General features: G+C 42.5%; 15 protein-coding genes. All 15 read right to left on the bottom strand.

What is annotated here, in order from left to right:
* Positions 1 to 2: 2 nt before the first annotated feature.
* The 15 genes from IGJ00_RS08040 to IGJ00_RS08110 are packed head-to-tail and all read right to left on the bottom strand — an operon-like array spanning position 3 to position 12,383.
* A complete protein-coding gene (locus IGJ00_RS08040; RefSeq protein ID WP_071867451.1) occupies positions 3 to 722 on the bottom strand; it encodes an MIP/aquaporin family protein in 720 nt (239 codons plus the stop codon).
* Between the two features lie 14 nt (positions 723 to 736).
* On the bottom strand, positions 737 to 1,852 hold the full coding sequence (locus tag IGJ00_RS08045; protein ID WP_438844302.1) for a 1-propanol dehydrogenase PduQ: 1,116 nt from the start codon (positions 1,850 to 1,852) through the stop codon (positions 737 to 739).
* An 11-nt stretch (positions 1,853 to 1,863) separates the two neighbouring features.
* Positions 1,864 to 3,264 carry an aldehyde dehydrogenase family protein gene (locus IGJ00_RS08050; RefSeq protein ID WP_438844303.1) on the bottom strand — a complete coding sequence of 467 codons (1,401 nt, stop codon included), beginning with the start codon at positions 3,262 to 3,264 and terminating at the stop codon, positions 1,864 to 1,866.
* Positions 3,264 to 4,250 (bottom strand): cob(I)yrinic acid a,c-diamide adenosyltransferase, encoded by a 987-nt coding sequence (locus IGJ00_RS08055; protein ID WP_086334718.1) that lies wholly within the window; start codon positions 4,248 to 4,250, stop codon positions 3,264 to 3,266. Before IGJ00_RS08055 ends, IGJ00_RS08050 begins: the two co-directional genes overlap by 1 nt.
* 13 nt (positions 4,251 to 4,263) lie before the next feature.
* Complete coding sequence (locus IGJ00_RS08060) at positions 4,264 to 4,527, bottom strand: EutN/CcmL family microcompartment protein (protein WP_071867455.1); 264 nt, start codon at positions 4,525 to 4,527, stop codon at positions 4,264 to 4,266.
* Complete coding sequence (gene pduM / locus IGJ00_RS08065; RefSeq protein WP_260697535.1) at positions 4,521 to 5,006, bottom strand: PduM family microcompartment protein; 486 nt, start codon at positions 5,004 to 5,006, stop codon at positions 4,521 to 4,523. Before pduM ends, IGJ00_RS08060 begins: the two co-directional genes overlap by 7 nt.
* A 9-nt stretch (positions 5,007 to 5,015) precedes the next feature.
* Entirely contained in the window at positions 5,016 to 5,855 is an 840-nt protein-coding gene (gene eutJ, locus IGJ00_RS08070; protein ID WP_115357683.1) for an ethanolamine utilization protein EutJ, read from the bottom strand.
* Positions 5,856 to 5,871: 16 nt separating this feature from the next.
* Positions 5,872 to 6,498 (bottom strand): phosphate propanoyltransferase, encoded by a 627-nt coding sequence (gene pduL / locus IGJ00_RS08075; protein ID WP_074799108.1) that lies wholly within the window; start codon positions 6,496 to 6,498, stop codon positions 5,872 to 5,874.
* Positions 6,491 to 6,772: a BMC domain-containing protein gene (locus IGJ00_RS08080; RefSeq protein ID WP_074799110.1), complete on the bottom strand. Its 282-nt coding sequence runs from the start codon at positions 6,770 to 6,772 to the stop codon at positions 6,491 to 6,493. The genes pduL and IGJ00_RS08080 overlap by 8 nt, the downstream gene beginning before the upstream one ends.
* Before the next feature lie 13 nt (positions 6,773 to 6,785).
* A complete protein-coding gene (locus IGJ00_RS08085; RefSeq protein WP_115357685.1) occupies positions 6,786 to 7,304 on the bottom strand; it encodes a BMC domain-containing protein in 519 nt (172 codons plus the stop codon).
* Positions 7,301 to 7,660, bottom strand: a complete 360-nt coding sequence (locus IGJ00_RS08090) for a glycerol dehydratase reactivase beta/small subunit family protein (RefSeq protein ID WP_176285284.1) — start codon at positions 7,658 to 7,660, stop codon at positions 7,301 to 7,303. Before IGJ00_RS08090 ends, IGJ00_RS08085 begins: the two co-directional genes overlap by 4 nt.
* Positions 7,653 to 9,482, bottom strand: a complete 1,830-nt coding sequence (locus IGJ00_RS08095) for a diol dehydratase reactivase subunit alpha (protein ID WP_272018321.1) — start codon at positions 9,480 to 9,482, stop codon at positions 7,653 to 7,655. Before IGJ00_RS08095 ends, IGJ00_RS08090 begins: the two co-directional genes overlap by 8 nt.
* Positions 9,483 to 9,511: 29 nt before the next feature.
* A complete protein-coding gene (locus IGJ00_RS08100; protein ID WP_086334725.1) occupies positions 9,512 to 10,018 on the bottom strand; it encodes a diol dehydratase small subunit in 507 nt (168 codons plus the stop codon).
* 13 nt (positions 10,019 to 10,031) lie between these two features.
* Positions 10,032 to 10,709 (bottom strand): propanediol/glycerol family dehydratase medium subunit, encoded by a 678-nt coding sequence (locus IGJ00_RS08105; protein WP_074799118.1) that lies wholly within the window; start codon positions 10,707 to 10,709, stop codon positions 10,032 to 10,034.
* 12 nt (positions 10,710 to 10,721) lie between these two features.
* A complete protein-coding gene (locus tag IGJ00_RS08110; protein ID WP_071867465.1) occupies positions 10,722 to 12,383 on the bottom strand; it encodes a propanediol/glycerol family dehydratase large subunit in 1,662 nt (553 codons plus the stop codon).
* Positions 12,384 to 12,395 lie beyond the last annotated feature (12 nt).

The following is a 12,395-nucleotide window of genomic DNA, read 5'->3' on the forward strand; positions in this document are numbered from 1 at the left end:
TTTTACAGAATGTTTACTAAAAGCACAGCAATCGTTGCACCAACGATCGGGCCTACTAATGGTACCCATGCGTATTTCCAGTTATAGTCAGTGTTTTTATTTGGTAATGGCATCAATGTATACATCAAACGCGGACCAAGGTCACGCGCTGGATTGATCGCGTAGCCTGTTGTCGAACCAAATGAAAATGAAATCCCTACTAGCAAGAACAATGCAACAACTGGTTGAAATCCTCCTGGGAAGTCTCCCGCTGGAAGTAACAATAAGGTGAAGATAAATGCAAATGTTGCAATGATCTCACTGATGACATTCGCAATAGGCGCGTCGATTGCTGGACCTGTAGCAAAGATGCCTACGGAGTTTCCTTCATCTGGTCCGGTTTCTTTAAAGTGAGCCATAAATGAGATTGCAGCGATCAATGCACCTAAAAAAGCACCTGCAAATTGCGCTAAAACAAATGGTACAACCATATTCCATTCAAAAAGTCCGCCAATCGCAAAAGCAATCGAAACCGCAGGATTCAAATGACCTGGCGATCCAAAGTAGCCCGCAGAATAAATCCCTAACATCACGGCAACACCCCAGCCAAACGCAACTAATACCCAATTGGCCCCAACTGCTTTGGCCAAAGTCTTCTTCAAGTTGATGCTACAACCAACACCACAACCGAAAAGTGTTAAGACTAACGTTCCAATAAATTCACCTAATACTGTATTATCCATTTTTGTACCCCTTTTCAAACGATTTTATGATAGATTTCTTTTAGTTTTGTACGATCAAACGAGATTGGATTCGATTGGAAAGTAAAATCGTTCATCGCATTGTCAGCTACTTGTTCCGCTGCTCTGATCGCTGTTGATTCTTCGATGTTCCATTCGGCCAATGTTGCTGGCACCACAGAATCTTTACTCAATCGCTTGATGGCATCTACTAATTTGATCACAGCCACTTCGTCTGAAAGACCGTTCGTACATAATTTAAGTTTTCTTGACACATCAGCGTATAAAGACTTTGCCGTCCAATCTTTGGCATTCGCTAAAACGACATGTGGTAACAACATCGCATTTGCTAAACCATGAGGAACTTTGAAAAGCGCGCCGACTTGATGTGCTAAAGCATGGCAAACACCTAAACCAGCATTGTCAAAAGCCACTCCAGCAAGTGTTGCTGCTTCGTGCATTTGGATGCGTGCATCTTCATTTTGGCCATTTTTGACACACTCAACTAAATTCGAAAAGACAAGCGTGATTGCTTTTTCTGCAAGCGCAGAAGAATAATTTGTTCGACCTTTTGCGACCAATGCTTCTAAGGCATGAGTCAAGACATCCAAACCACTGTATGCCGTGATCGAAGGTGGGCTTGTCATCACAAAATCAATGGATAAGATTGCTTCGTCAGGAATCAACTCTTCAGCAAATATCGGATATTTGATTTTGTTTGCCGTATCGGTGATCACAGCTGCACTGGTCACTTCAGATCCAGTACCACTCGTTGTTGGGATCGCAACAAAATAATTGATTGATTGCTTTGCTACCTTCTGATAGAAATAGATAATCCCTTTTGCCGTGTCTAACGCTGAACCACCGCCAATTGCGGTCACAACTGTTGGCTCAGCTTGCAAAGCCATTTGCATGCCTGTTACCACTTTTTCAATCGGCGGATCTGGCACGATCTCCGTAAAAATGATCACGCGATTTTTTTGTTCTAGATATGCAATCATTTCACGTACTTTTTGATTGCTTTTCAAAAAAGGATCAAAAACGAACAAGACAGTTTCGTCTGAAAAACGTTCGAACCTTTTAACGATGTCCGTTGTTACAGCTACTTTTGTTTTCATTGACCATTGATTCAAACTGTTTCCTCCTAACGAATCGAAAATCCGTCCGTTAATACACAACGACGTTTTCTAGCAAAATTTCTAGCAGTCGTCGTACACTCGCCGGTTGGTGTTGCAATCGTGAATGTGGTTGGACCTTCGCCACCAAATCCTAATCCTGCAAATGAAGAGCCATTTTTTACAAAGATCGAGGTTTGGAATTTCTTCGCTGCAAGGTTCAATCGTTGAATATTTTGGGAGTGCATCGTTGCTGTATGGTGGCATTTATTTTCGATTCCTAATGCTGTCGGTAATGCTTCATCAAAATCTTTTACAGTCACGATCGGTAAGATCGGCATCAACATTTCTTTGACAACAAATGGATGATCTTTCTCTGTTTTCATGATGATCACTCGAATGTCCGCTGATACATGTACACCTACGGCGGCTAAGATCTCGCTCGCGTTTTTACCGACAAACTGTCGGTTAGGCGCACCATTTTCCGCAATCATCTGATCGATCAATCGTTGAATGATTTGTTCATCACCTATATAATAAGCCCCTTGTTTTTCCATTTGTAAAATCAAGTAGTCAACAACTTGTTCGACAGCAACGACACTTTTCTCTGCCGTACATAAAATATTATTATCAAAAGATGCACCCAAGACAATATCTGCCGCTGCCTTATCAAGATCGGCGGTTTCATCAACAAGTGAAGGTGGATTGCCTTCTCCAGCAGCAATCGTTTTCTTACCACTCTTCATTGCTTGTCTCACCACACCAGGACCGCCTGTGATCACTAATAGTGAAATGTCTGGATGGGACATCATCTCTTGAGCAGCTTCAATCGAAGGTTTTTCGATCGTTACAACCAAGTTATGGATGCCACAGCTTTGATAAATCAATTCATTCAATTTTGAAACGACCCAGCCAGAAATGCGCTTCGCGCCTGGATGGACACTGAAATAAATAGCATTGCCTGCTGCAATCATTCCGATTGCGTTACAGATCAACGTTTCTGCCGGATTAGTACTTGGTGTCACCGCACCGATCACGCCATACGGAGATAACTCATAAAGGGTCATTCCGTTGTCACCAGTGACCGCTTCAGTAATAAGATCTTCGACACCTGGTGTCTTGTTGATCGCAAGAGTCAATTTTTGGATCTTATCTTCATATCTTCCCATTTTCGTTTCTTCCACTGTTTCACGAGCAATTGTTTCGATATGAGGTGTCATTCCAGTACGAATCGCAGCAATGATTGCTCTTCGTTGTTCCAATGACAAGTCATCTAAACGATCTTGTGCTACTTTTGCTGCGGCAACTGCTGCAGCAACCGTTGGAAAAATCCCGACGGAAGAAGTTGCAACTGTTGCGGTAGTCGGTTCTTCTAAAAGGATTCCTTGAATCACTTTCAAGATTTGTTCTTTTAATTGTTCTTCGCCCATCATGCTCGCTCCTTAAACTTTTCAATTCCTTTTGTTGCAATTGCCCTATCTTGATCTGGACTACCACCGCTCACACCAATACCACCAACAATGTTTCCTTGCCCATCTTTGAGAAGGAATCCACCACCAAAGGTCACAAGCTTTCCATCACTTAATGTTTCTAATTGGAAAAGCGGCTGGTTTGGTTGTACCAACTCCGTTAGTTCGTGGGTGTCAGCTTTCATTGAGACCGTTGTATAAGCCTTTTTGATTGCCATACTTTCACTCACAATCAGTGCATCGTCCATTCGATAGAATTGTTTCAAAGCCCCGTTTTTATCAACGATTGCAATAGAAACCGGTACGCTCAAACAATTCGCATGATCGATACACGCGTGAACGATCTCTTCAAAATCAAGTTTGATCTTTGGTTGTTGCACCCGTTCTTGATAACGACGGATGATTTGATTAAGCAGCACTTCTTGTTCCTGTTCATGATCTGCTTCACGGGCAAAAGAGTACAGACAATCAGATAAACGGTTGGCAAACTTGCTGAGTTCTGAACGGACTTCTTCGTTTTCCATAAAGCGATCAAGAACACGTTCCCCACGACGGCAAACCGTCCGAGCAACATGCAACTGCGCCCCTGCTAGACTTTTTCCAGGCAAAATAAATTCATGGATTTCTGGTAGTTTTGCTGTTTTTTCATCGATCCAGATTTCCAATTGATGAATATCTTCCGCAGAGATCAAGTCGCTTTTATGCGCTAATTTATCCTTTTTCGTTGCTGTCGCTAATTCTGCGTTCATCTGAAAAAGTTTATTTTGCACCCAGTCAAGCGCTTGTTGGCTTTCTGGATTTTTCAACATTTTTTGTGCCAAGCTGATTTGCGCACAGCACTCGTCAAACGTTCCATAGACTTCTACTCGTAAACTTGCTTTTTTTACTCGTGTTCCGTCAAAAAGGCTCGTCATTCCTTGATCACCAGTTTTTGTATAGATCGGCATTCTTTTCACTTCCTTACATATCAAACGTATCGATGATGCCAACAATCGCACAATCCACCGCTTCTGATGGCTCCGAGAATAAATGTCTCGCTGAACTACCGCTATTTAACAGAACATAATCACCAATTCCAGCACCTACCGTATCAGCTGCCACTTGTTGAAAACGTACTGCCTCTTTTTGAGCATTTATCGGTTGCACGATCATTAATTTTTTGCCTACAAGAGAGGAATCTTTTTGAGTAGAAACAACGCTACCAATAATTTTTCCCATTAACATTGCGATCCGCTCCTTTTACAGATAGTCATCTGTTTTTCCTGAATTTTTTCTTGCGCCAATAATGTAAAGTATTGATTCGTTGAAAGTATCAACGCTGCTTGATTCGGTAAAACAGCCACTTGCTTGTAAGTGATATACCGATTTGAAAAGGCATAACATGGTTTTTCAGCAACTGTAAAAACTTCGACGTTATAATGGAAGATTTCTACAGGTATCAAAGTCAGATCCGAAAAAGAGCATTGAAATCTAAGCTCACAACCGTAGTCCAAGCTACGAAATAGCCATCGTACGAATGGGTCGTTCTCATTTTTTGTTGCAAATTTCGTTAAAAAGAAGCAGTCGCAATTTTTGACATAGATATATTTATTCGACAAAAAAGGGCTGATCGAATCCGTTTGAACGGAATCAGTTGATACGAACAATGTACTTTTTTCTCTTTTTATTAGCCAACCCACTACTTTTTGAACAATATCTTCCATACGAAACTCCTATTCCACAATGACTTTTGAGGCCATCGCTATGCCGATCGGTGTAACGAATTGCGGATGAACAGGTTTCAATACTTTCTTACCAATGACGCTACTCATTTCTTCTTCAAACTGTGAAAAATAGGCAGCCCCGCCGACAACAAAAATCGGCTCGATTGGATGTTCATCTAGCATTTTTTTGGCGATGGTCGCCATTTTTTGGATCACTGGACGACAAATCGTAAAATTTTCTGCTTCATTTTTGGGATTTCTCTTTATTTTTTCTGCGTCATCTATATCTACGCTATGATAACCGGCGATCACTAGAGTCATATGTGTACCACCAGTTGGTTCATCATCAACGAAGGCAACTTCTCCATTTTTAAGGACACTGATCCCCGTCGTACCGCCCCCGATATCAATGACCGCCCCATCTGTAATATCAAGTGTCAAGGCAGCCGCTGATGGTTCATCCACTAACTGGTCGATTTCCATGCCGGCACTTTCAATGACGTTTGCCACGACTTTTTTGTTGTTGCCGATCGTTCCTGGGGGGATAGCCCCGGAAGCTGCTTTAAGTGCAAACCCTAAAGCGGCTTCCGCTTCTTCCCTTAATACTTCAACGATCTTTACTGCTTTTTGATAATCAACGACCAAGCCATCACGTATCACTTTGGCTTCTTTGAACGAACCGAACAATGGTTGATTGTCAGCATCTAAGACAACTAAGACGATCGAAGCTGTGCCCAGATCCACACCAACCTTATAGCCATCGGCCGCTTTGTGACCAGTTGGCACAAAAGAATGGACGATTTGATTGAAAGATTCTAGTAACTCATTGCCTTTCTCAATTCCTTGCATCTTTTGCTCCTTCTGATCAACGAATGATCCTTGCTCTAGTTTCGGTAGTGACATTGGCCGCATTGGCTTCATCTGTATCGATGTGCATTTCCATGATAAATTTTTCGTGCGGGCGTAGCGCAACCTCATGATAGACAGTTCCTCGTTCGCCAGATAAAATTTCGACTGAAACGCTCTCATCCTTATGCAGATCCAAACGTTTCATATCTTCATGATTCAAATGGATGTGACGTTGTGCGATGATTGTAGCTGGGATCGTAATTGAAGCAGCTTCGGTCATCAAAGTGATTTCTACTGCTTCATCAAGATCACCAGAAAGTTTGATTGGTGGATTGATCCCTAATAGACGTGCATCTGTTTTTGATACTTCTACTTGTGAGCGATTGCGGAACGGACCCAGAATCCGCACTCTTTCGATCTTTCCTTTTGGACCGATCAACGTCACCGTTTGTTTTGCCGCAAATTCACCTGGTTGCTTTAAATCACGCAATTTTTCGATGGATTGTCCTGGGAAAAGTTGTTCAAAGTGAGCAGGTGTCAAATGGATATGACGATTAGAGATACCAATCGGAAAGGTTTGATCAAGATCTGCGATCACCTTCCGAACGATTTCTTTCAACTCAGCTTTTGAAAAATCAAGCATTGTTTTGACCTGCTAATAGTTTGTTCACATCATGATGAGGGCGAGGGATCACGTGTACAGAAACCACTTCACCTACACGCTCAGCTGCGGCAGAACCTGCATCTGTCGCTGCTTTGACCGCACCAACATCTCCACGAACCATGATCGTTACTAAACCAGAACCGATTTTCTCCGTTCCGATCAATTGTACGTTTGCGGCTTTCACCATTGCATCAGCTGCCTCGACAGCCCCTACTAAACCTTTTGTTTCGATCATTCCTAATGCGTCATTCATTTATGTGTTCCTCCTAGTTTTTCTTATTTTTTTTGGTTGCAGTTTTATTTCCTTTTTTTGAAGAATCTTTTGACTTTTTTTCTTTGCTTGCCACTTCATCAGTGCTAAGTGAAGTAGGTTCTTTCTTATCTTCCTTGATAACAGGTACATTTTCACTCTTCACTGGTGTGGTTTTGTCTAATGAGGATTCTTGCTTCGTTGCTGTTTCCTCGATATCAATGACACGTTGCTCTGCTTGTAGGGAATCATGTTGCGCTTCTTTTGAAGAAAAGACATCAAGGATATTGTCTCCTGGTCTTGGTATAACTAGAGAAGAGACGTAAGCATCCAGACCAATGGCAGCTGACTTCGCTGCATCGATCGCTGCTTTGACCGCCCCGACATCCCCTTGGATCATCACGGTCATCCAGCCAAAACCTTTTGTTTTTTCTATACTCAAAAGTTCAATATTTGCGGATTTCACCATGATATCAGAAAGGTTGATGGCACTGGCTAATCCTGTTGATTCGATCATTCCGATTGCTTGATTCATTGTTTCACCTCCAATAATTCCAAGGATTTTAATGGAATACCTTTGACGATTCGAGCAGCATTACTTCCTAGATTTCTCAAGATCGCAGAAGGGACAATTGAAACATGCTCCACCACTTGATAAGGTTTCTCTTTTTTCAAGCTTTTATGATGTATGCAAAGAGTGTCCCTGCTCCCACCAATACCTACTTGTAAAGGAGAAGCTAAAGCCGCTTCATACGCCGCTTGTGCTGCATCCTCAAACATTTTTGCTTCTAGCTTATACGGAATGCTTTCTTCTTCTATCCCATAGAGTAAGGAAGTCAAGATTTCTTCGTCTATTCCATCTACGTAGATGATGATCGACGGTCTATCCATGTTCATTCCTCCTCAAATGTGAAAGGATCAACCCAGTGGCAACCGCATTTCTAGGACCTTCACACGCACGGACATTTCCTTGTCCAGCAACTAACCCATAGTGAGATAACGCATCTGTCACGATTTGGGGAATCTCAAAATCAAGTGCTGATCCTCCAACGATCACAACAAAAGGAATATCACGGATGTTGCCAGTTGGACTTACTCGTTTCAATGCTCGAATCGTGTTTGTTACAAATACTCGTTTTTTCGCTGTCTGTCTAACCAATTTGATTTTTTCGATCGAAAGATCAAGTGGAATTGGAATGAGACCCTCTGGTTTGACAACGACAACTTTCGCAAATAAATGAGGATCTAACGGTTCCTCAAAGAATTGCACACTACCGTCTTCATGTCGGATATAAAAGATGTTCTCTACTTTTGCCAAAGGATACTTTTTGATATCTTCTGCCAAGTAAATATCGTCGATCCCTAACTCCGACTTGATCAATAATGTCACCATATCTCCTGCACCAGCCAAATGTGTAGCAGAAATCGCTTGTTCCCCAATGATCGACGCATCAGTTGAACCAGCACCTAAGTCCAAAATAGCTAAAGGTGTGCTTGTACCAGGTGTCGTCAAGGCGCCTAAAATAGCCGCTTCTGCTTCTGCTCCGCCAATTTCAACAGGTGTTTTCAAATCTTCTTCAATGGATTGTGCGATTTTCGACATTTGCAAATGATCCGATTTGACCATCGAAGCAATCCCTACTGCTTGCTCCATCGAGAACTCACCGGCAACACCACCTTTGACCTCTATAGGAACAAAAGTATCGACTGCCAGTAAGTCTTGGATGAAAATTTCTGCGAGGGGGCGTTCCGTTAAATTCGCCATCGTTAGTCGAACTTTTTCGAGCATCCCACCGACATTGGTTCCTGACTCACCAGTCACATTGTCGATTTCTGCAAACGAACTCACCGCAGTCATGATATCTTCTGCACCAGCAGAGATTTCAACGATCTTGCGACGATTGCCACCTGTAATCTCAATACTTCCTGCCGGGATCACTCGTGCTTGTACATCCCCTTGAGGTGTCTTGATCACAACGGCAGAACGATTACCAATCAACGCACGAGCCATAGGAACGATACTTTTCGTTGCTTCTGAATCCAGTTCAAAAACTGTCGCAATACCATATGGATTCGATAATTGAGCAACCCCTTGACCGGCAGGCGCTACTTCTACCGCAGCTAACATGCCTAGTGGGATTTTTTCAATATAAGCAACTTCGTCTATGATCGGGATCTTATGGGTCAAACGATTATTGACTAAAACCCCATCATCACTTTGAAGAATCGCACCTGTGACCCGAATGTTACTTTCAACGATTTGGTTGATCCATTTTGCCGCCTGATCAAATTCGATTTCTTTTTCAACGACGACGACATAGTCATCATCGCTGAATTTTTTTTGGACTAATTCTGATAATTTGATCGTTTTTCCTACGCCTAAGCCATGACCGCCAGGCGTTTTTGGGTTATGACCGATCATCGTCGATTCGGTGATGATCGTTTCAGTGATCATCTCCATCGCCACGTCACCAATGACAGGCGTTGCCTCGTTGATACGGATCAAATCGATATCAGAGATCGTAAGGTCATTTTTAGTGCAAGCTTCATTGATTGCTTTATAGATCCCAAAGAGATTCTTCTTCGTTCCTTTGATCCCCGTTGTTTCAGTAATAGCCGATTGTAGAAAATGAACCTGATCATTCGTATCGATCTCTGCAAGTGCGATCTCCGTTGAGGAATTTCCAATATCAATACCTATAATACGTTTCATGCACATTCCTCCCGATAACTGGCGATCCTTTAATTATCCCCTTTGAGCTTCTTACGTGTTTCATAATGTTCACTTGCTTCACGGAAATAAGCAGCAGAGATTTTCGCATGGTATTTCGTTTCTAATTCGTCGGCAATATCTAACAATTCTTGTTTACTTGAGCGATACGGACGTAACGCATTGTACATTGCTAAGACACGCTCATCAGGAACCGCCGTCAATTCTGCGGCACGATCGAAGTTAGAAGAAATCGTCTTGCGTCCTGCACTATGAGCAATTTCACCTTGCGCTTTTAAGATCGATGGTGTGATCTTCAAGTCTTCTGGCGTTAAAGAACCGTTCAATACATTAGCTAATGTGATATCTTCTAACGTTTTGCCTGTTTTTGTTTTCACCCAGTCTGGATGTTTGACAGCAATTGGGTAATCAGCAGTCGTCGCTTGGGCGCCATTCGCAACTTCAGTTGCCCCAGTCGGTTTATTATTCATATCTTGTAAGATATTTCTTACCAAGCTTTCTAATGTCTGTTCGTTCATCTGTTTCACCTCGTTATAATGTTACAGCAATTTCTTCTGCTGGTTTCCCAATGACAACATGCTTTGTTTCTTTGATGTGAAGTAAAGCAGATTGTGCTTGGTATTTCGGACGTGCCATTTGGTCATTCATCATCGGCACTGGATTTGGTGATTCGCCTTTTGCATATTTCGCAGCGTTCTTACCGATTGCACGATACGTTTCCAGCGTGATCAGTGGCGCTTGCGGGAATAATTCAAGATTTGACAATGGTTGTAGATCTTTTTGGTGAATGATCGCCGTTCCTTTTGATTGGATCGACACGCAAATTCCTGAACCTGAAAGCTTATCTCCCTCAACTGCGACAAATGCCACATCAGATGAACGGAAAACTTTGACTACACGGGCTTTCAACCCTTCTTCTTCGATTCCTGCAATCACTTGTTTCAAGATATCTTTATGGCTCACACCAATGATATTCGTTGTTTGAGATGTTGCGAATGCAGGTCCAACTGCAATAACCACTTCGTCTTGTGCATTGCCAGGTTGTGCGACACCGATTGAACGGAACCAAGATTCAGAATTGTTGTCTGTCGCTACAGCCGTCGACGGTGTACTTTTGAACGCAACTGTTTGTTCACTTTTCGTTGTATCCATTTCAGTCAAGACTTCTTGAATGATCGATCTTAGTAAATTTTCGTTGATTTCTGCCATTTCATACTCCTCCTATATATCCTGCGGGTTGATTGCGTTAGGAATTGCTTTCACTTTTTCCCACTCTGAGCCATCTAAACGGTGTCCAGTTCCTGGTCCAGCATAGTCATTTTTATCATTGACAGCAGAAATGACATTCCAATCTTTATCAAAGATAGAAGAAGTTTGTAAAAAGTCTCCGGCAACGCGTTGTTTCAATAGATTCAATACACTGACCGCCACATCTTCAAAGCCTGTTTTAGATAATGCTTTGACTAGATCTAAACCAGTTGCTCCACTAGCCAACAACTCTTCTGCACCTTTGATATCTTGAACCATATCACGAGCAGGCATGTCATCAGAACCACGAGCATAAGTCGCCGCTTCTACTTCTTCGTCTGTGATCGTTGGTAACCCTAACTCTGCAAACAGTGCTTGCATCGCTTTCGCTGCTTTATTACGAACTTTGATCACTTCTGCTTCTTTGACTGGTCGTAAACCACCATCCACACGAAGGTCACGTTGTAAAATGTTGTAATCGTCGAAATCATCTGCATCAAAGTTTGAACCCGCAAACATATTGTCGTAATTCGGAGTCGCAGAGTAGCCAGAAGAGATATAGTCAGTCCCTGGTAAGAATTGCATCAACAAACGAGCTGTTCGACGGATATCTGAGTGAGAGAATGTTTGGTCATTTCCAGAGGCCACTTCAAGGTCAAGCAACATAGCAATCAAGTTTTCCGCTAAGACCGCACGAATCCCTGATGGCACCGCACCTGGAATACCGATACAACTGATCGAACCATTTTGTAACCCTTGAACACCCGCTGCTTTTGTCAGATAAATACATCTAGTTTCCAAGTACAACATCGATTTGCCTTCTGCATAACCCATTTGTACTTCTGAACCAGTCCCAGAAGTGAAACGCATCTTCAAGCCGCGAGACGCATAACATGAAGCAAGGAATCCTTTCGACCAAGGCGTATCATCGCCATCGGTAAATACTTTCTCTGTTCCATAAACTGAGATCGTTTCAGCATAAGCTGTGAATCCTCTCATACCAAGATCAAGTTCAGTTGCTTCTTCCAATGAACACTGTGTCAACACCCCTGGACGTCCAACTTGTGAACCAATCATGATCGAGATGGCATTAAATGGTGCATAACGTGCAACCGCAACTGTTGTTTCTTGCTCATCAAACCCACGTAAAGCACCTTCAGCGGCATCCGCAGCAATCTGCACTGGGTTGTCGCGTAAGTTTGTTACGTGAGATTGGGTGGTAGGACGACGGCGAGCACGCATTTTTTGCACAGCCATCATCATTTCAACCACGTTCATGTAGCCAACCACTTCATTGATTTTTGCCGGTGTAGCAGAAGTCGTCAATTGGATGATTTCTTCACGACAAATGTTCGGATCAACGATTTTATTCGCTAATTCTTTCGATGACATTTGCATGACTTCTTCCGCACGAGTGATGTCGATGCCATACTGTGCGATATAAGCATCGATCAAATCAAAGTCTTCTTTTGCTTTCCCATCTAATTCAACGACCTCACCCGCAACGATCTTGATGCTTGGTTTTGGATCATTAGGACTTTGCATGGCAATCAGACCTTCGTCTATCCACTCATCAACAAATCCATCCTGGTTCACTGGTCTTTTTGATAATTCTTCAAATCGTTTCGATTTCATCTATTTACTCAC

The organism is Enterococcus sp. AZ062 (genome assembly GCF_051715065.1).
In the GTDB taxonomy this organism is placed as follows: domain Bacteria; phylum Bacillota; class Bacilli; order Lactobacillales; family Enterococcaceae; genus Enterococcus_B; species Enterococcus_B mundtii.